Source organism: Diaphorobacter limosus (assembly GCF_033100095.1).
Taxonomy (GTDB): Bacteria; Pseudomonadota; Gammaproteobacteria; order Burkholderiales; family Burkholderiaceae_C; genus Alicycliphilus; species Alicycliphilus limosus.
Genome location: NZ_CP136921.1, coordinates 3,215,989 through 3,234,617 on the forward strand (window position 1 = coordinate 3,215,989; position 18,629 = coordinate 3,234,617).

15 protein-coding genes are annotated in these 18,629 nt (G+C 68.9%); 12 read left to right on the top strand and 3 right to left on the bottom strand.

The window, feature by feature from the left end:
• Positions 1 to 36 precede the first annotated feature (36 nt).
• The 8 genes from P4826_RS15415 to lpdA all read left to right on the top strand — a co-directional run bounded on the left by P4826_RS15415 (position 37) and on the right by lpdA (position 9,512).
• Positions 37 to 918 (top strand): CorC family transporter, encoded by an 882-nt coding sequence (locus P4826_RS15415; protein WP_317701254.1) that lies wholly within the window; start codon positions 37 to 39, stop codon positions 916 to 918.
• Positions 918 to 2,507: an apolipoprotein N-acyltransferase gene (gene lnt / locus P4826_RS15420; protein ID WP_317701255.1), complete on the top strand. Its 1,590-nt coding sequence runs from the start codon at positions 918 to 920 to the stop codon at positions 2,505 to 2,507. Before P4826_RS15415 ends, lnt begins: the two co-directional genes overlap by 1 nt.
• A 117-nt stretch (positions 2,508 to 2,624) precedes the next feature.
• Positions 2,625 to 3,146 (top strand): bifunctional 3-hydroxydecanoyl-ACP dehydratase/trans-2-decenoyl-ACP isomerase, encoded by a 522-nt coding sequence (gene fabA, locus P4826_RS15425; RefSeq protein WP_317701256.1) that lies wholly within the window; start codon positions 2,625 to 2,627, stop codon positions 3,144 to 3,146.
• Positions 3,143 to 4,366: a beta-ketoacyl-ACP synthase I gene (fabB, locus tag P4826_RS15430; RefSeq protein WP_317701257.1), complete on the top strand. Its 1,224-nt coding sequence runs from the start codon at positions 3,143 to 3,145 to the stop codon at positions 4,364 to 4,366. The genes fabA and fabB overlap by 4 nt, the downstream gene beginning before the upstream one ends.
• A gap of 161 nt (positions 4,367 to 4,527) precedes the next feature.
• The gene (locus tag P4826_RS15435) at positions 4,528 to 5,763 is read left to right on the top strand and encodes a 3-methyl-2-oxobutanoate dehydrogenase (2-methylpropanoyl-transferring) subunit alpha (RefSeq protein WP_317701258.1); all 1,236 of its coding nucleotides are present in this window, start codon (positions 4,528 to 4,530) and stop codon (positions 5,761 to 5,763) included.
• A 3-nt stretch (positions 5,764 to 5,766) separates the two neighbouring features.
• A complete protein-coding gene (locus P4826_RS15440; RefSeq protein WP_317701259.1) occupies positions 5,767 to 6,807 on the top strand; it encodes an alpha-ketoacid dehydrogenase subunit beta in 1,041 nt (346 codons plus the stop codon).
• A 4-nt stretch (positions 6,808 to 6,811) separates the two neighbouring features.
• Positions 6,812 to 8,104, top strand: a complete 1,293-nt coding sequence (locus P4826_RS15445) for a dihydrolipoamide acetyltransferase family protein (RefSeq protein WP_317701260.1) — start codon at positions 6,812 to 6,814, stop codon at positions 8,102 to 8,104.
• A gap of 4 nt (positions 8,105 to 8,108) precedes the next feature.
• Entirely contained in the window at positions 8,109 to 9,512 is a 1,404-nt protein-coding gene (lpdA, locus tag P4826_RS15450) for a dihydrolipoyl dehydrogenase (RefSeq protein ID WP_317701261.1), read from the top strand.
• 259 nt (positions 9,513 to 9,771) lie between these two features.
• Here the strand turns inward: lpdA and P4826_RS15455 are convergent, their stop codons facing one another.
• The 3 genes from P4826_RS15455 to P4826_RS15465 form a co-directional block, all read right to left on the bottom strand.
• Positions 9,772 to 10,497: an LrgB family protein gene (locus P4826_RS15455; RefSeq protein ID WP_317701262.1), complete on the bottom strand. Its 726-nt coding sequence runs from the start codon at positions 10,495 to 10,497 to the stop codon at positions 9,772 to 9,774.
• Positions 10,490 to 10,864: a CidA/LrgA family protein gene (locus tag P4826_RS15460; RefSeq protein ID WP_317701263.1), complete on the bottom strand. Its 375-nt coding sequence runs from the start codon at positions 10,862 to 10,864 to the stop codon at positions 10,490 to 10,492. Before P4826_RS15460 ends, P4826_RS15455 begins: the two co-directional genes overlap by 8 nt.
• 61 nt (positions 10,865 to 10,925) lie before the next feature.
• Positions 10,926 to 11,960 carry an AraC family transcriptional regulator gene (locus tag P4826_RS15465; RefSeq protein WP_317701264.1) on the bottom strand — a complete coding sequence of 345 codons (1,035 nt, stop codon included), beginning with the start codon at positions 11,958 to 11,960 and terminating at the stop codon, positions 10,926 to 10,928.
• A 93-nt stretch (positions 11,961 to 12,053) separates the two neighbouring features.
• Here P4826_RS15465 and P4826_RS15470 point away from each other — a divergent pair, with 93 nt between their 5' ends.
• The 4 genes from P4826_RS15470 (at position 12,054) to P4826_RS15485 (ending at position 18,580) form a co-directional block, all read left to right on the top strand.
• Positions 12,054 to 13,664: an FAD-dependent oxidoreductase gene (locus tag P4826_RS15470; RefSeq protein ID WP_317701265.1), complete on the top strand. Its 1,611-nt coding sequence runs from the start codon at positions 12,054 to 12,056 to the stop codon at positions 13,662 to 13,664.
• 55 nt (positions 13,665 to 13,719) lie between these two features.
• On the top strand, positions 13,720 to 15,354 hold the full coding sequence (locus tag P4826_RS15475) for a GMC family oxidoreductase (RefSeq protein ID WP_317701266.1): 1,635 nt from the start codon (positions 13,720 to 13,722) through the stop codon (positions 15,352 to 15,354).
• A gap of 10 nt (positions 15,355 to 15,364) precedes the next feature.
• Complete coding sequence (locus P4826_RS15480) at positions 15,365 to 16,855, top strand: coniferyl aldehyde dehydrogenase (RefSeq protein ID WP_317701267.1); 1,491 nt, start codon at positions 15,365 to 15,367, stop codon at positions 16,853 to 16,855.
• Between the two features lie 69 nt (positions 16,856 to 16,924).
• The gene (locus tag P4826_RS15485; protein ID WP_317701268.1) at positions 16,925 to 18,580 is read left to right on the top strand and encodes an acetolactate synthase large subunit; all 1,656 of its coding nucleotides are present in this window, start codon (positions 16,925 to 16,927) and stop codon (positions 18,578 to 18,580) included.
• The last annotated feature ends 49 nt before the right edge of the window (positions 18,581 to 18,629 follow it).

Sequence of the window (18,629 nt, forward strand, 5' to 3'; positions counted from 1 at the left end):
TGTCCCACCACTTTGCACGCCCTGCACCCGCCGCCCGTGTCCGACCCCTATCCTGCGCGCCCGCCTGCCAGGCAAGACAAGCGCACGCTGCTGCAGCGCCTCGTCGAGTTCATCAGCCCCGGGCCGGACTCCACCGCCGAGCTCATCGCCACGCTGGCCGATGCCGAGGACAACCAGGTCATCAACACCGATGAGCGCGTGATGCTCGAGCGCGTGCTGCGCATGGCCGAGATGACGGCCGCCGACGTGCTGGTGCCCGCCCCGCGCATGGACATGCTGGACATCGACGCGCCGCTGGATGCGCTGATGTACCAGGTGCTGCGCACGGCGCATTCGCGCTTTCCGGTGTACCAGGGAGAGCGCGAGCACATCATCGGCATCCTGCTGGCCAAGGACCTGCTCAAGCTCTGGCGCTCGCCCGACCTGAATATCCGCACCCTGGTGCGCCCGGCGCTGTTCGTGCCCGAGAGCAAGGGCCTGCAGGCGCTGGAGCGCGAGTTCCGCAGCACGCGCAACCACATGGCCATCGTCATCGACGAGTTCGGCCGCATTGCCGGCCTGGTCACCTTCGAGGATGTGATCGAGCAGATCGTCGGCGAGATCGAGGACGAGTTCGACATCCACGAGGACGAGGGCGACATCTTCGGCCTGCCCGACCACAGCTACCGCGTGAGCGGCGAAACCCCCGTGGAGCGCGTGGCCGAGGCCTTCGAGGTGACGCTGCGCTCCAGCGACCCGGATGAGGTTTTCGACACCATAGGCGGGCTGATCGCGCATGAGCTCGGCCGCGTGCCGCGCAAGGGCGAGGTGCTGCTGCTGGGCGGCCTGCGCTTCGTGGTGCTGCACACCAAGGGCGGCCTGGTGCGCTGGTTCAAGGTCACGCCGGCTGCGGCAGACGAGAGCGCGACTAACTCCTGATGACGCGCGCCTTGTTTTTGGAGGCCCCGGCCACAAGCCGCGGGCCGCTGCCCTGGTTGCTGGCGTTGGGCGCCGGCCTGGCGCAGGCCGCGTCGCTGGCCTGGCCTGGGCCGGGTAGCCTGGCCGGGCAGCCGCTGTGGTGGCTGCAGATCCTGTCGCTGGCGCTGCTGGGGCGCGTGCTGCTTGGCGCCGGCTCGGCGCGGCGTGCGGCCCTGCTGGGCTGGCTGTTCGCCACCAGCTGGCTGGTTGGCACCTTCTGGTGGCTGTTCATCTCCATGCACACCTATGGCGGCCTGGCCGCGCCGCTGGCGGCGCTGGCGGTGCTGGCGCTGGCGCTCTTTCTGGCCAGTTACTATGCGGCAGTTTCTGCATTGTTTTGGCGTGTGGCGCCCAACTGCAGGGCGCAGGCAGCTATGATTTTTGCTGCGTTGTGGCTGCTGGCCGAGCTGGCGCGCGGCCAGTGGTGGACCGGCTTTCCCTGGGGCGCGGGTGGTTACGCCCATGCCGATGGGCCGCTGGCCGTGCTGGCGCGCAGCGTCGGCGTGTACGGCATGGGCTTTGTGGCGGCGGCGCTGGCCATGGGCCTGGCGCGGTGGCGACTGGCGGACCTGCGCCGGTGGCGCTGGTGGGCCGGCCTGGCACTGCTGTTGCTCGCCTGGGCGGGCCTGGCCTGGCAGCGCCATTGCGCCGTCGAGGGCTGCGGCGCGCCGGCAGAGGAGCACAAAAGCCTGTCCGTCACGCTGTTGCAGGGCAATATCCCGCAGGACGAGAAGTTCCAGCCCGGCAGCGGCGTACCCCTGGCCCTGCACTGGTACTACGAGCAGGTGCGCTTTACCGATGCCGCCCTGGTGGTGGCGCCCGAGACGGCGATCCCGCTGCTGCCCCAGCAACTGGTGCCGGGCTACCTGGAGGAGATTGCCGAGCGCTTCTCCAGCGGTCGCCAGGCGCTGCTGCTGGGCATACCGCTGGGCAACCTGGAGCAGGGCTACACCAACTCGGTGCTCGGCTTCGCGCCGGGCCAGCAGCCGCCCTACCGCTACGACAAGCACCATCTGGTGCCGTTTGGCGAGTTCATACCGCCGTTCTTCCGCTGGTTCACCGAGATGATGAACATCCCGCTGGGCGACTTCAACCGCGGCGCCGTGGGCCAGCCCTCGCTACCCTGGGCGGGCGAGCGCATCGCGCCCAACATCTGCTACGAGGATTTGTTTGGCGAGGAGCTGGGCGCGCGCTTTCGCGACCCGGCGAGCGCCCCCACCATCATGGCCAACATGAGCAACATCGGCTGGTTTGGCGACACCGTGGCGATCGACCAGCACCTGGCCATCAGCCGCCTGCGCGCGCTGGAGTTCGAGCGTCCCATGCTGCGCGCCACCAACACCGGCGCCACGGCCGTGATAGACCATCGCGCGCGCGTCACCCACCGCCTGCCGGCCTTCCAGCGCAAGGCGCTCAACGCGCAGGTGCAGGGGCGCGGCGGCGCCGTCACGCCCTATGCCTGGTGGGTGTCGCGCTGGGGACTGGCGCCACTGTGGGCGCTGGGCCTGGGCCTGGCCGCCTGGGCCTGGCTGCGCCGGCGCAGGCATTGACCGCGGCGGGCACAAAGGGCAAGGTATATCTAGCCAGGCTATCGGGACACTGGATAATGGACACTTTTCAAGGCCCTGCGGTGTGGGGCCTACCCTCTACAAAAATCACAAGCATCAATGGCTGATTCCTTTTCCTACGAACAACTGATTGCTTCCGGCGAGGGCCGCTTGTTCAACCCCGACAGTGGCCGCCTGCCCCTGCCCCCGATGCTGATGTTCGACCGCATCACGCATATCGACGCCGACGGCGGCGCGCACGGCCTGGGCAAGATCGTGGCCGAACTGGACGTCAAGCCCGACCTGTGGTTCTTCGACTGCCACTTCCAGGGCGACCCGGTCATGCCCGGCTGCCTGGGGCTGGATGCCATGTGGCAGCTGATCGGCTTTTACCTGACCTGGCTGCGCCTGCCCGGGCGCGGGCGCGCGTTGGGCGCGGGCGAGGTCAAGTTCACCGGCGAGGTCGGCCCCGACGTGAAGCTGGTGACCTACGAGATCGACATCAAGCGCGTCATCAAGCGCAAGCTGAACATGGCCATAGGCGATGCGCGCCTGCTCGCCGACGGCAAGGAAATCTACGTCGCCAACGACCTGCGCGTGGGGCTGTTCCTGCGCGAGGAAGGGGCAAAGGAAGCAGCATGAGCAAGAAGCGCGTCGTCATCACGGGTGCAGGCATCGTCTCCTGCATTGGCAACGACCTGGACACGGTCGAGGCCTCGCTGCGCCAGGGCAAGAGCGGCATCCGCGCGGTGGAGAAGTTCACCGAGCTGGGCCTGCGCAGCCAGGTGGCCGGCCGGCCCGAGATCGACATCGAGGCGCGCATAGACCGCAAGCAATTGCGCTTCATGGGCGACGCCGCGGCCTACGCGCAGATCGCGCTGGAAGATGCGATCAAACAGGCCGGATTGAGCCCCGAACAGGTCAGCCACCCGCGCACCGGCCTGATCATGGGTTCGGGCGGCGGCTCGCCGGCCAACCAGATCGAGGCCGCCGACACGCTGCGCGAGAAGGGCATTCGCCGCGTCGGTCCGTACCAGGTCACGCGCTGCATGAGCAGCACGGTGTCGGCCTGCCTCGCGACCAACTTCAAGGTCAAGGGCATCAACTACTCCATCACCTCGGCCTGCTCGACGTCGGCGCACTGCATAGGCGCGGCGGCGCAGCAGATCGCCTGGGGCATGCAGGACGTGATGTTTGCCGGCGGCGGCGAGGAATTGAGTTGGGGCATGGCGCTGCTGTTCGACGGCATGGGCGCCATGTCGGCCAAGTACAACGCCACGCCCGACAAGGCGTCCCGCGCCTATGACGCCCATCGCGACGGCTTTGTGATCGGCGGCGGCGGCGGCGCCGTGGTGCTGGAGAGCCTGGAACATGCCCTGGCGCGCGGCGCCACCATCCTGGCCGAGGTCGTGGGCTTTGGTGCGACGAGCGACGGCGAGGACATGGTCGCGCCGTCCGGCGACGGCGCCGTGGCCTGCATGCGCCAGGCCATGGAGGGGCTGGCCGGCCCCATCGACTACATCAACACCCATGGCACCTCCACGCCGGTGGGCGACATGCAGGAGGTGCGCGCCATGCGCGCCGTGTTTGGCGACCAGGTGCCGCCGTTTTCCAGCACCAAGTCGCTGACCGGCCACTCGCTGGGCGCCACCGGCGTGCAGGAGGCGATCTACTGCCTGATCATGATGAACAAGGGTTTCATCGCCGGCTCGGTCAACGTCGAGACGCCGGACCCTGAGCTCGACGGCATGCCGCTGGTCACCGCCACGCGCGATGCGCAGCTGACCCAGGTGCTGTCCAACAGTTTCGGCTTTGGCGGCACCAACGCCAGCCTGGTGTTGCGCCGCTGGCAGGGCCGCTGATTTTTGCCGCCCCGGTAGAAACCCGGGGGTCTGGCGACAACTCCACCACCTAGAATCTACGGTTGCGCTTTTGGCGCTTCAGGGACAGGGCGCCACGATCTGGCGCCCTGTTCTGTTCCTAACGCTGTGCCCGACACAATTTGGCACAAGGAGAATAGTGGATGACCCCGCACACAGCCCTACGGCTGCATGTGCCCGAGCCTACTGGCAGGCCGGGCTGCAAGACCGACTTTTCCTACCTCTCCGTCTCGCCCGCAGGCAGCGTGCGCAGACCCCCACCCGATACCGCCCCCGCAGACACCGCCGACCTGGCCACCAGCCTGGTGCGCGTGCTCGATGACGATGGCAAGGCGCAAGGCCCCTGGGCTCCCGCCATGCACCCCGAACGCATGCGCCGCGGCCTGCGCGCGATGATGAAGACGCGCATCTTCGACGCGCGCATGCTGCTTGCCCAGCGGCAGAAAAAGCTCTCCTTCTACATGCAATGCCTGGGCGAGGAGGCGATCGCCGTGGCGCATTCCATGGCGCTGCAGGACGGGGACATGCGCTTTCCCACCTACCGCCAGCAGGGCCTGCTGCTGGCGCGCGACGACGTCTCCATGGCCGAGATGATCTGCCAGCTGATGAGCAACGAGGCCGACCCCATCAAGGGCCGCCAGCTGCCGGTGATGTACTCGTACAAGCGCGCCGGTTTCTTCAGCATCTCGGGCAACCTCGGCACCCAGGTGCCGCAGGCCGTGGGCTGGGCCATGGCGTCGGCCATCAAGGGCGACACGAAGATTGCGTCGGCCTGGATCGGCGACGGCTCCACGGCCGAGAGCGACTTTCACACCGCGCTCACCTTCGCCCATGTCTACCGCGCGCCGGTGATCATCAACGTGGTCAACAACCAGTGGGCCATCTCCACCTTCCAGGCCATTGCCGGCGGCGAGGGCACCACCTTTGCCCAGCGTGGCGTGGGCGTGGGCATTGCCTCGCTGCGCGTCGATGGCAACGACTTCCTGGCCGTCTACGCCGCCTCGCAATGGGCGGCCGAGCGCGCCCGCAGCAACTGCGGCCCGACCCTGATCGAGTGGGAAACCTACCGCGCCGGCCCGCACTCCACGTCGGACGACCCGAGCAAATACCGCCCCGCCGACGACTGGCAGCGCTTCCCGCTGGGCGACCCGATAGAGCGGCTGAAACAGCACCTGATCGTCATCGGCGAATGGAGCGAGGCGCAGCACGAGGCCGCGCACAAGGAGCTCGAAGCCGAGGTCATGGCCGCGCAGAAAGAGGCCGAGCGCCACGGCTCGCTGCTCGATGGCCGCGTGCCCAGCGCCGCGACCATGTTCGACGATGTGTACAAGGACATGCCGGAGCACCTGCGCCGGCAGCGTCAGCAGATGGGGGTCTAAGCCATGGCAGAACACAACCAAGTCCAGGGCGGCGTCCCCATGACCATGATCCAGGCGCTGCGCTCGGGTCTGGACGTGATGATGGGTCGCGACGACAACGTCATCGTCTACGGCGAGGACGTGGGTTACTTCGGCGGCGTGTTCCGTGTCACCGAGGGCCTGCAGGCCAAGTATGGCAAGACGCGCTGCTTTGACGCGCCGATCAACGAATCGGGCATCGTCGCCACGGCCATCGGCATGGCGGCCTACGGATTGAAGCCCGTGGTCGAGATCCAGTTCGCCGACTACTTCTACCCGGCCACCGACCAGATCGTCTCCGAGGCGGCGCGCCTGCGCCACCGCTCGGCGGGCGACTTCAGCGCCCCCATGGTGATCCGCATGCCCTGCGGCGGCGGCATCTATGGCGGGCAGACGCACAGCCAGAGCCCCGAGGCCTTCTTCACCCATGTCTGCGGCCTGCGCACGGTCATGCCGAGCAACCCGTATGACGCCAAGGGCCTCTTGATCTCGTCCATCGAGTGCGAAGACCCGGTGATCTTCCTGGAGCCCAAGCGCCTGTACAACGGCCCCTTCGACGGCCACCACGACAAACCCGTCGTGCCCTGGTCCAAGCACGACATGGGCCGCGTGCCCGAGGGCTACTACAACGTGCCGCTGGACAAGGCCGTGGTGTTCCGCCCCGGCAAGGCGGTGACGGTGCTGGCCTACGGCACCATGGTCTGGGTGGCCGAGGCCGCCGCGCGCGAGGCCGGCGTGGACGCCGAGATCATCGACCTGCGCAGCCTCTGGCCGCTGGATCTGGACACCATTCTGGAGTCGGTGAAGAAGACCGGCCGCTGCGTCGTGGTGCACGAGGCCACGCGCACCAGCGGCTTTGGCGCCGAGCTGACCGCGCTGGTGCAGGAGCATTGCTTCTATCACCTCGAAGCCCCCATAGAACGCGTGACGGGTTGGGACACCCCCTATCCGCACGCCCAGGAATGGGCGTATTTCCCCGGCCCGGCGCGCGTCGCCGAGGCCCTGAAGCGCGCAGTGGAGGCATGACATCATGGGTATTTATGTAATTCGCGTGCCCGACATTGGCGAGGGCATAGCCGAGGTGGAGCTGGTGACCTGGAATGTGCAGCCGGGCGACAGCGTGACAGAGGATCAGCATCTGGCCGACGTGATGACCGACAAGGCCACCGTCGAGGTGCCGTCGCCCGTGCACGGCAAGGTGATTTCTCTGGGCGGCGCCGTGGGCCAGGTGATGGCCGTGGGCGCCGAACTGGTGCGCCTGGAGGTCGAGGGCGAGGGCAATCTAAAGGAAAATTCGGCTCCAACGCCCACCAGTAAAGCGCAAGCAGCTCCTGTTTCAGTAGCTGTACCTGCGCCAGTGGCGACCCCGGTGGCGCCGCCTGCCAGCGCCCCCGCGCCCAAGGCCGCGCCCGCCCGGGCCGCACGCCCCGCCGCGGTGGCACGCAAGGAGGGCGAGCGCCCGCTGGCTGCGCCCTCGGTGCGCCGGCGCGCGCTGGATCTGGGGATTGACCTGCGCCTGGTCCACGGCAGCGGCCCGGCCGCGCGCATCGAGCACCATGACCTGGACGCCTTTGCCGCCGGCGGCGGCCAGGCCGCGGCCGTGGGCTCGCAGTACGTCGAGCGCCATGGCGAGGAGGCGATTCCCGTCATCGGCCTGCGCCGCAAGATCGCGCAGAAGATGCAGGACGCCAAGCGCCGCATCCCGCATTTCAGCTATGTCGAAGAGGTGGATGTGACCGAGCTGGAGGCCTTGCGCCAGCAGCTCAACAAGATCCACGGCGCCACGCGCGGCAAGCTCACGCTGCTGCCGTTTTTGGCCCGCGCCATGGTGCTGGCCCTGCGCGACTTCCCGCAGATCAACGCGCGCTTTGACGACGACGCCGGCGTGGTCACGCGCCACGAGGGCGTGCACTTAGGCATCGCCGCGCAGACCGATGGCGGCCTGATGGTGCCGGTGCTGCGCCATGCCGAAAGCCTGGACCTGTGGGCCTGCGCCGCCGGCATCGCCCGCGTGGCCGAGGGCGCCAAGAGCGGGAAGCTGGGGCGTGACGAGCTCTCGGGCTCCACCATCACCCTGACCAGCCTGGGGGCCCTGGGCGGCATCGTCAGCACTCCGGTGATCAACCACCCCGAGGTGGCCATCGTCGGCGTCAACCGCATGGTCGAGCGCCCGATGCTGCGCAATGGCCAGGTGGTGGCGCGCCAGCTGATGAACCTGTCGTCCTCGTTCGACCACCGCGTGGTCGATGGCATGGACGCGGCGCAGTTCATCCAGGCGATACGCCAGCTACTTGAAACCCCGGCCCTGCTGTTTGTGGAGTGATGTGATGAAGGAATTGACTACCAAACTGCTGGTCATCGGCGGTGGTCCCGGCGGCTATGTGGCCGCGATACGCGCCGGCCAGTTGGGCATACCCACGGTGCTGGCTGAAGGAGTGCAGCTGGGTGGCACCTGCCTGAACATTGGCTGCATACCGTCCAAGGCGCTGATCCATGCGGCCGAGCAGTTCGAAACCGCGCGCCACCAGGCCGCGGGCTCGCAGCTGGGCATACGCGTGGCCGACCCGCAGATCGACATCGCGCAAACCGTGCGCTGGAAGGACGGCATCGTCACCCGCCTCACGGGCGGCGTGGGCGCGCTCTTGCGCAAGGCCGGCGTCAAGGTCTTGAAGGGCTGGGCGCAGATCGAGGACGGCAAGACGGCCATCGTGCAGGTGGACGGCGAGGCCGTGCGCGTGCGCTGCGAGCATCTGCTGCTGGCCACCGGCTCCGAGCCGGTCGAGCTGCCCAGCATGCCCTTTGGCGGCCCTGGAGGCCCGATCTGGTCATCGACGGACGCGCTCTCGCCCGACATCCTGCCCAAACGCCTGGTCGTCGTCGGCGCCGGCTACATCGGCCTGGAGCTGGGCATGGCCTACCGCAAGCTGGGCGTGGACGTGACGGTGGTCGAGGCCGCGCAGCGCGTGCTGCCCGGCTACGACGAGGAGCTGACCCAACCCGTGCTGGACGCGCTGCAAAAAAGCGGCATCGTGCTGCACCTGGGCTGCAGCGTGCAGGGCTGGGATGCAGAGCATGGCGTGCATGTGCGCAGCGACGAGCGCGCCGAGGAATTCGCCCTGCCCGCCGAGCGCGTGCTGGTCGCCGTCGGCCGCAGGCCGCGTACCGCGGGCTTTGGCCTCGAATCGCTGCAGCTGACCATGGCCGGGCGCCATGTGGCCATCGACGGGCATTGCCGCACCTCGATGCGCAATGTCTGGGCGATTGGCGATGTGACCGGCGAGCCCATGCTGGCGCACCGCGCCATGGCCCAGGGCGAATGCGTGGCCGAGCAAATCGCCGGCAAGAACCGCAGCTTCGCCCCCGTGGCCATTCCTGCCGTGTGCTTCACCGACCCCGAGGTGGTGGTGGCCGGCAAGACCCCGGGCGAGGCACGCGCCGCCGGCATCGATTGCATCGATGCCGCCTTCCCGTTCGCCGCCAACGGCCGGGCCATGACGCTGGAGGCCACCGGCGGCTTCGTGCGCGTGGTGGCGAGGAAGAGCGACCATGTCATCCTCGGCTGGCAGGCCGTGGGCCGCGGCGTGTCCGAGCTCGCCGCCGCCTTCGGCCAGTCGCTGGAGCTGGGCGCCCGCCTGGAGGACGTGGGCCACACCATCCACGCCCACCCCACGCTGGGCGAGGCGGTGCAGGAGGCGGCGCTGCGTGCGCTGGGGCAGGCGCTGCATATCTGATGCCTGCTGCGCATCCAGCGCCTCGGCCGGCAGTCGACCGGCGCTGGCATGGGCCCGTCGCCGCTTGCGGGAGAGCCGCATCAGCGGATGCGGACCACTAGTGCAGTGTTCGGCGCTATCTGGAACATAAAACCGCGCCTTTTCGGCCCGGACGGCGTTGCAAATCCTCGCGATAGCTACGGCTATCGCTACGGTTTGCGCCTAGCCCAGACCAAAAATCCATCGGTTTTATTTGTTCCATCAAGCATCAAACACTGCACTAGAAGTAGCGGGCCACCAGCGGTATCAGCAGCGCGGCCAGCAGCACCTGCAGGCTCAAGGCCAGGCCGGCGTAGGCGCCGGCGTCGGCATTGACCTGCAGGGCGCGCGCAGCACCTATGCCGTGCGACACCGTGCCCAGGCCAAAGCCGCGCGCGATCCAATCGGCATCGCTGGTGCCAACGCCCAGAATGCGAAACAAGGCCTTGGCCGACAGCGCGCCGACCAGGCCCGCCAGCACGGCGAATACCGCCGCCAGCGCCGGAACGCCGCCGATTTTCTCGGCCACGCCCATGGCCACCGGGGCGGTGACGGATTTGGGCGCCAGCGAGCGCAGCACCTCGCCCGTCAGCCCCATGGCCCAGCCCGCCAGCACCGCCACGATGGCCGCCGTGGCGCCCCCGGCCAGCGCCGCGATCAGCAGGCGGCCCCAGTTGCGCGCCAGCTCCTCGCGTCTGTCCCACAGCGGAAATCCCAGCGCCACGACCGCGGGCCCGAGCAGGAAGTGAATGAACTGCGCGCCCGCAAAATAGGTGGGGTAGGGCACCTTGGTGAGCATCAGCGTCGTGCCCAGCACCACCACCGACCACAGCACCGGATTGGCCCAGGGGGCCTGGCCGGAGCGCACATACAGCCCGTGTGCAACCACATACACGGCCAGCGTGGCCGTCAGGCCGAACAGCGGCGCGGACGAGAGGTAAACCCAGAGCTGGACAAAATCAGGCATCGGTAGATCCCTCCTTGCGTGCATCCTGCGGGTTGCGCACCAGCGCGCGTACCAGCAGCGTCGTGACGGCCATGCCGGCCCAGGTGGACAGGGCAATGACCAGCATCAGCCTGACGCCATAGTCGCGCAGCAGATCAAGGTGGGTGATGACGCCCACCCCCACTGGCACGAACAACAGCGACAGGTGCGACAGCAGATAGGTGGCCGCGGCATGCACCGGCTCGCGCAGCACGCGAAAGTGCAGCGACGCCACCAGCAGCAACATGCCCACGACAGGGCCGGGAAACGGCAGCCTGAGCAGACGGGCCAGGGCTTCGCCGACCAGCTGCAGCGTCAGCAGCCAGGTCATGCCTTGAAGTGCGCGCATGGGTTGGGTTCCTTTGAGAGATGGTGGATGGAGACGGCGGGTGGCTGTTGTACTGCAATCGTCAGGCGGCCGGTGGCTGGGCGCGCATGTCCGCCGCCCCCCGGCCGCGCCACTGGCCGGGCGTGGCACCGGTCCAGCGCCTGAAGGCGCGGGTGAACACGCTGGGTTCGGCATAGCCCAGGGCCAGCGCAATGTCGGACAGCGCGCGCGTGGTCTGCGCCACCGCCTGCAGGGCGGCGTCGCGCCGCACGCCGTCCAGCAGCGCGGAGTAGCTCAGGCCTTCGGCCCGCATGCGCCGCGCCAGGGTGCGCTCGGACAGGCCCAGGGCGCGCGCCGCCTGCGCCCGCGCCGGCGCCTGCCCCTGCAGCTGGCTGGCGATCCACATGCGCAGCGTCTGCTCCAGCCCGTCCTGCCGGGACAGGGCCGCCAGGCGCGCGGCCGCCTGCTGCTGGTGCGCTTGCGCCAGCTGGGCATTGGCCTGGGGCAGGGGCGCATCGAGCTGGGCGTTGGCCAGCAGCACGCCGCTGAAGGCCTGCTCGAAGTCCACCGGGCACTGGAACACCTCGCGGTAGCCGGCCAGCGGGCCGATGCGCGCCTGGCTCAGTTGCACGCGCTGGGGCCGCAGTGCGCTGCCGGTGACCCAGCGCGCAAACACCACCACGGCCGCCAGCACGGACTCGATCTGGTGCGGGCTGAAGGCCAGCGCGCCCTGGCGGGGGTGATAGACCACCCAGCAGGCTTCGGGGCCGGTGATGGTCTGAAAGCGCCCGCCGTCGCTGATCAGGCGCTGGTACTTCTGCACCAGCGCCAGCGCCGCGCGCAGCGTGGGCGCGGACTGCAGCAGGTAGCTCACCACGTTGAAGCTGGCCGGCCCCACGCCGGCGCCGGCCTTCAGGCCAAAGCCCGCATCCTGCGTGCAGTGCACCGCGGCGCGCCACAGCCGCGTGATGTGATCGATGGGCCAGCGCTCGGCCGTCAGTTCTTCGGGCGCAATGCCGGCCTGGGCCAGCAGCGCGCCGCGCGCCACGCCCTGCCGCTCGGCAGCGGCCAGCACGGTGCCCACCCAGCCCATGGATACGGTGGCCTGCAAAGTCAAGTGCGATGTCCTGAAAAGTCAATCACCCGGCCATCTTAGCGGCTATCTTCGCCACCACAAGAAGGGGCAGGCTGGCCCCAGGGAGACAAACACATGACAGCATTGCAGGCAGACCTGGTGGTCGTGGGCGGCGGCCTGGCCGGCATCGTCACCGCGCTGGAGGCGCTGCGCGCCGGGCGCAGCGTGGCTCTGGTCGATCGCGACAGCCCCGAGCGTTTCGGCGGCCTGGCCCTGTGGGCCTTTGGCGGCATGGCGCTGGTGGGCACCCGGCTGCAAGCCAAAAAAAACATCCCCGACAGCCCCGCGCGGGCGCTGGCCGATTGGCAGCGTTTTGGTGAGCTCGACCCCAACGGCCGCTGGCCGCAGGCCTGGGCGCGTTACTACGTCGAGCATTCGGCCACAGAGGTTTACGACTGGCTGCTGCAAGAGGGCGTGAAGTTCATGCCCGCCGTGAATCTGGTCGAGCGCGGCAGGAACGGCGAGGGCAACAGCGTGGCGCGCTACCACCTGCTGTGGGGCACTTCGCGCTGCATGACGCTGCGCCTGATTGAGCAACTGCGTGCGGCGGGCAGCGGCGGCAAGCTGACGCTGCTGCACCGCCACCGCGTGACGCAGCTCGAACACACCGCTGGGCGGGTCAGCGGCGCGCTGGCCATCGACGAGGCCACGGGTGCCGAGGTGCACTTGCGCGCGCCAGCCGTCGTGCTGGCCATGGGCGGCATCAACGGCAGCCATGAGGAGGCGCGGCGCAACTGGCCCAGCGACCGGCCGCAGCCCAAAACCATGCTCAACGGCGCGCATCCCTTTGCCGACGGCCGGCTGCACCACCTGGCCGCCGACCAGCTGGGAGCACAAATCACCCACGCTGGCGAGATGTGGAACTACGCGGCGGGCTTTCCGCACCCGTTCCCGCACTTCCCCGGCCATGGGCTGTCCACCATTCCGTGCAAATCGGCCCTGTGGCTGAACCACCGGGGCGAGCGCATCGGTCCCGAGCCCCTGGTCACCGGCTTTGACACGCATTGGCTGTGCCAGCGCGTGGCAAGCCAAGAGAAGCCCTGGACCTGGCACCTGCTCAACTGGCGTATCGCGGCCAAGGAGTTCGCCATCTCCGGCGCCGAGCACAACCAGCGCATCCGCGACCGGCAGCTCCTGGCCTTCCTCAAGGAAACGCTGCTGGGCAACCATCGGCTGGTGCGCCAGATGCAGCAGCAAAGCCCGCATTTCCTGGTAGCCGACAGCCTGGCCGAGCTGACCGCGAAGATGAACGCGCTCACCGCCTCGCACGACATAGCCCCCGCGCAGCTACAAGCCACGGCCGACGCTTTTGATGCGAACTTTGCGCCCGGCGCCAAGCCCGAGGACGACGCGCAAATCCGCCGCATCCTGCATGCGCGCCAGTGGGGGCCGGACAGGCTGCGCACCTGCAAACCCGCGCCGCTGCAGATGAGAGGTGCGGGCCCGTTCATCGCCATCCAGATGCAGCTCATCACGCGCAAAAGCCTGGGCGGCCTGCAGACCGATTTGCACAGCCGCGTGCTGGATGCGGCAGAACAAGCCATCCCCGGCCTGTACTGCGTGGGCGAGGCGGCGGGCTTTGGCGGCGGCGGCGCCAGCGGAAAGCGGTCGCTGGAGGGCACCTTCCTGCCCGGCTGCATCCTCACGGCGAAGGCTGCGGCAAATCATATAAAAAATGGACTCTAGCGCTTTTTGGTAAAGCGCAAACAGCTATCAAATTAAAAGCAATTCAGGAGACAATATGGAGTTTGACTACATCGTTATCGGCGCCGGCTCGGCCGGCTCGGTGGTGGCCAGCCGCCTGAGCGAAGACCCCGCCGTCACGGTCTGCCTGCTGGAGGCCGGTGGGCCGGACAGCAGCGTCCTCACGCGCGCGCCACTGGGCTTTGTGGCCGAGGCTCAGCTCAAGAAGAACTCAGTGCACTACACCACCGTGCCGCAGCCGGGGCTGAACGGGCGCCAGGGCTTTCAGCCGCGCGGGCAGGTGCTGGGCGGCAGCAGCGCCATCAACGCCATGATCTACTGCCGCGGCCACCGCAGCGACTACGACCGCTGGGCGGCCGAGGGCAACCCCGGCTGGGACTACGCCAGCGTGCTGCCCTATTTCAAGCGCGCCGAAGACAGCGAATGCTTTGGCGCCACCGACTACCACGGCCAGGGCGGGCCGCTGGGCGTGGCCTATTTGCGCAGCCCTTTTCCCACCTCGCAGGCGTTCCTGCGCGCCTGCGCGGCGCAGGGCCTGGCGCAGACGCCCGACTACAACGGCGCGCAGCAAGAGGGCTGCTGGCCGGCCCAGGTCACGCAGCGCGGCGGCGAGCGCTGCAGCGCCGCGCGCGCCTACCTCACGCCGCACCTGGGACGCAGCAACCTCACCGTGCTCACCCATGCCCAGTGCCTGCGCCTGCAGTGGCAGGGCCGGCGCGCCGAGGGTGTGCACATCGTGCGCGGCGGCCAGCAAAGCCTGGTGCGCGCGCGCCGCGAGATCGTGCTGTCGGGCGGCGCCTACGGCTCGCCCCAGCTGCTGATGTGCTCGGGCGTGGGCCCGGCCGATCAGCTGCAGGCGCAGGGCATTGCCGTGGTGCAGGCGCTGACCGGCGTGGGGCAGAACCTGCAGGACCACATCACCGCATCGCTGAACTGGAAGGGCCTGCGCAGCGACGCCGGCTTTGGCGTCTGCCCCTCGGGCGCCATGGCGCTGCTGCGCGGCATGCGCGAGTGGCAGGCGCAGCGCACCGGCTGCATCACCAGCAACGTGGCCGAGGCCGGGGCCTTCTTTCGCACCGAAGCCGGTTTGCACGCCAGCGACATCGAGCTGGAGTTCGTCGCCGCCATCGTCGAGGACCACAGCCGCAAGCTGCACTGGGGCCACGGCTTTGGCCTGCATGTCACGCTGACGCGGCCGCAAAGCCGGGGCGAGGTGCGCCTGGCCAGCAGCGACGCGCGCCAGAGCCTGCTGATCGACCCGCGCTACTTCAGCCACCCGGACGACATGCCGCGCCTGGTCAAGGGCGTGCAGAAGTCGCTGGCCATCATGAACGACGCGGCGCTGGCACCCTGGCGCGGCAAGATGCTCTCTCCCATCAGCGCCGACGACCCCGCCGGCATAGAGCGCGAGCTGCGGCGCAGTGCCGACACCGAATACCACCCCGTGGGCACCTGCCGCATGGGGCCGGCCGACAACCCCGCCGCCGTGGTCGGGCCGGATCTGCGCGTGCACGGCTGCACCGGGCTGCGTGTGGCCGACGCCTCCGTCATGCCGAACATCACCACCGGCAACACCAACGCGCCAAGCATCATGATCGGCGAGAAATGCGCCGACCTGCTGCGCGCCGCCGCCCGCGCTCCCGCCCGCTCTTCCGCCGGTTCCTTCGGGTAAAGGCCAGCCCATGCACAACGACGCCCAGCACCTGTCCCCGCTGCCTCAACGGCCCAACGTGCCCAACGTGCCCACCCACATCCCCCAGCCCCTGCGCGACTGCTTCGCCGCGCAGCACGCCGCCTTTCAAAAGCAGCGCTGCCCCAGCCTGGCCGAACGCCGTGCCGACCTGCGCGCCCTGCACCGCCTGCTGGTGGACCACCGCGAGGCCCTGGTCGACGCTGTGAACCGCGACTACGGCTGCAGGAGCCGTTTCGAGACCCTGATGACCGAGCTGCTGCAGGCGCAGGAAGGGCTGCTGGACGCCATCAAGCGCCTGCCGCGCTGGATGCGGCGCGAAAAGCGCCCGCTCGACATCAGCCAGTACCCGCTGGCCAGGGCCTGGGTGCAGCCCCAGGCGCTGGGCGTGGTGGGCGTCGTCGTGCCCTGGAACTTCCCCATCGCCATGGCCGTGCAGCCCATGATTGGCGCGCTGGCGGCGGGCAACCGGGTGATGGTGAAGATGTCGGAAAACTCGGCACAACTCGCGCGCCTGCTGCAAGAGGTGTTGCCGCGCTACTTTGCGGCCGACAAGGTCAGCGTCTTTGCCGATCGTGGCGAAGACGGCAGCAGCATAGGCCCGCTGTTCACCCAGCTGCCGTTCAACCACCTGTTCTTCACCGGCTCGCCGCAGACCGGCCGCGCCGTGATGGCCAACTGCGCGCCCAACCTCACGCCCGTCACGCTGGAGCTGGGCGGCAAGTCGCCCGCCATCGTCGCGCCCGACTACCCGCTCGATAAGGCGGCCGAGCGCATCCTGTGGGTCAAGATGCTCAACGCCGGGCAGATTTGCACCAATGTGGACTACCTGTTCGTGCCCGCAGGCCAGGAGCAGGCCTTCATCCAACAGGCACAGCGCGTCGTGCAAGAGCGCTACCCCGACCTGTGCAATGGCGACTACACCGCCATCATCGACCAGCGCCAGTACGACCGGCTGCAGGCCATGCTGCAAGATGCCATCGCCCAGGGCGCGCAGGCCGTACCGCTGGCGCCGGGGAAGAGCGGCGACGCGGCCCGGCGCATCATGCCGCCGGTGGCGCTCTTGAACGTGCACGACGGCATGCAGGTCATGCAGCGCGAGATCTTCGGCCCGATCCTGCCCATCCTCGGCTACCAAAACCGGGACGAGGTCACGCAGTACATCAACGACAGGCCGCACCCGCTGGCGCTCTACCTGTTCAGCCACGAACGCCCGCTGCAGCAGCATTACCTGACGCAAACGCTGTCGGGCGGCGTCACGCTCAACGACACCTTGCTGCACGTGGGCCAGCACCACCTGCCGTTTGGCGGCGTGGGCAACAGCGGCATGGGCCACTACCACGGGTACGAGGGGTTCCTGACCTTCTCCAAGCTGCGCCCGGTGTTCCAACAGGGGCCGCTGCGCACCGTCAACTTCCTGCAGCCGCCCTATGCCGGCCTGGCCAGCAAGATGCTGAACATCATGCTGTGGCGTAACCGTTAAATTTTGAACAAAAACAGCCGCTATCGCTTATCCAGCAATCGCATGCAGCTATTAAAAAAGGAGTTCACCATGAACGGCGCACAAGCATTGATGAAGACCCTGGCCGACGCCGGCATAGCGGTCTGCTTCACCAACCCCGGCACGTCGGAGATGCACTTCGTCGCCGCCCTGGACAGCGAGCCACGCATGCGCGCCGTACTGGCCTTGTTCGAGGGCGTGGCCACGGGCGCGGCCGACGGTTACGCGCGCATGGCGGATAAGCCCGCCGCCACGCTCTTGCACCTGGGTTGCGGCCTGGGCAACGGCCTGGCCAATCTGCACAACGCACGCAAGGGCAAGGTGCCGGTGGTCAACATCGTCGGTGACCACGCCACCACGCATACCCAGTACGACGCGCAGCTGCAGTCCGACATAGAAACCGTGGCCAGGAACGTCTCGCCCGGCTTTGTGCGCACCAGCGCCAGCACCGAGGCGCTGTGCCAGGACGCGGTGGACGCCGTGCAGGCCGCGCGCGGCCTGCCGGGCCAGGTGGCCACGCTGATCCTGCCGGCCGATGTCTCCTGGGGCGAAGGCGCCCAGCCCTGCGCCCCGCCCGCCGTGCCTGCGGCGCCCGCTGCCGACGATGCCAGCGTGCAGGCCATCGCCCAGTTGCTGCGATCCGGCAAGAAGACCGCCCTGCTGCTGGGCGGCCAGGCGCTGCGCAAACCCGGCCTGCTGGCCGCCGCGCGCATCGCCGCGCAGGCCGGCGTGCCGCTGCTGGCCGAGGTCTTCCCCACGCGCCTGACGCGCGGCGCCGGCCTGCCGGCGGTGGAACGCATCGCCTACCTGGCCGAAATGGCCGGCGTGCAGCTGGCCGACCTGGAGCACCTGATCCTGGTCGATGCCAAGGCGCCCGTGTCCTTCTTTGCCTACCCCGGCAAAAAGAGCGATCTGGTGCCGGACGGCTGCAGCGTGCACACCCTGGCCGCGCCCGAGCAGGACGCGCTGGCCAGCCTGGAAAAGCTCTGCGCTGCCCTGGGCGCGCAGCAGGCCCAGCCACGGCTGCAGGCGCCGCTGCGCCCCGGCCGCCCCACAGGCCGGCTGACGGCGCCCAAGGTCTGCAAGGCCGTGGGCCACCTGCTGCCCGAGGGCGCCATCCTCATCGACGAGGCCATCACCAGCGGCCTGATGCTGGGCGCCATGACGGCCGGCTGCCCGCGCCACGACCTGATCACCCTGACCGGCGGCGCCATCGGCCAGGGCCTGCCCAATGCCGTGGGTGCGGCCATTGCCTGCCCGGATCGCCCGGTGATCGCGCTGATCGGCGACGGCACGGCCATGTACACCATCCAGGCGCTGTGGAGCATGGCGCGGGAGCAGCTGCATGTGGTCAGCATCATCTTCAACAACGCCAGCTACTCGGTGCTGAACGTGGAGCTGGAACGCGTGGGCGCGGGCGAAGGCGGCGCCAAGGCGCGCGCCCAGCTCGACCTGGCCGGGCCGCGCCTGAACTTCGCCCAGCTCGCCCAGGGCATGGGCGTGCACGCCGTGCGCGCCAGCACGGCCGAGGACTTCACCCAGGCGCTGGAATACGCCCTGGCCACGCCCGGCCCGCACCTGATCGAGGCGCTGGTGCCCGAGTCGCTCAGCGGCGCCAAGCGCAAGCTGCTGCCCTGGCTGCTCAAGTCGCTGCCCAGCCTGCCGCGGCCGGTGGCGCGGGCGCTGAAGCAAAAGATAGCACCGTAGTCGAGAGCGATAGGGATGCCCACGCCCCGTGCCCGCCGTGGGCGCGGGC

What these genes read in the sequence shown, in the direction of transcription:
- P4826_RS15460 (WP_317701263.1), bottom strand. Translation starts at nt 10,864, where the DNA reads ATGCGCGCACTTCAAGGCATGACCTGGCTGCTGACGCTGCAGCTGGTC.
- P4826_RS15485 (WP_317701268.1), top strand. Translation starts at nt 16,925, where the DNA reads ATGAACGGCGCACAAGCATTGATGAAGACCCTGGCCGACGCCGGCATA.
- fabB (WP_317701257.1), top strand. Translation starts at nt 3,143, where the DNA reads ATGAGCAAGAAGCGCGTCGTCATCACGGGTGCAGGCATCGTCTCCTGC.
- P4826_RS15445 (WP_317701260.1), top strand. Translation starts at nt 6,812, where the DNA reads ATGGGTATTTATGTAATTCGCGTGCCCGACATTGGCGAGGGCATAGCC.
- P4826_RS15440 (WP_317701259.1), top strand. Translation starts at nt 5,767, where the DNA reads ATGGCAGAACACAACCAAGTCCAGGGCGGCGTCCCCATGACCATGATC.
- P4826_RS15455 (WP_317701262.1), bottom strand. Translation starts at nt 10,497, where the DNA reads ATGCCTGATTTTGTCCAGCTCTGGGTTTACCTCTCGTCCGCGCCGCTG.
- P4826_RS15480 (WP_317701267.1), top strand. Translation starts at nt 15,365, where the DNA reads ATGCACAACGACGCCCAGCACCTGTCCCCGCTGCCTCAACGGCCCAAC.
- lnt (WP_317701255.1), top strand. Translation starts at nt 918, where the DNA reads ATGACGCGCGCCTTGTTTTTGGAGGCCCCGGCCACAAGCCGCGGGCCG.
- fabA (WP_317701256.1), top strand. Translation starts at nt 2,625, where the DNA reads ATGGCTGATTCCTTTTCCTACGAACAACTGATTGCTTCCGGCGAGGGC.
- lpdA (WP_317701261.1), top strand. Translation starts at nt 8,109, where the DNA reads ATGAAGGAATTGACTACCAAACTGCTGGTCATCGGCGGTGGTCCCGGC.
- P4826_RS15435 (WP_317701258.1), top strand. Translation starts at nt 4,528, where the DNA reads ATGACCCCGCACACAGCCCTACGGCTGCATGTGCCCGAGCCTACTGGC.
- P4826_RS15470 (WP_317701265.1), top strand. Translation starts at nt 12,054, where the DNA reads ATGACAGCATTGCAGGCAGACCTGGTGGTCGTGGGCGGCGGCCTGGCC.
- P4826_RS15475 (WP_317701266.1), top strand. Translation starts at nt 13,720, where the DNA reads ATGGAGTTTGACTACATCGTTATCGGCGCCGGCTCGGCCGGCTCGGTG.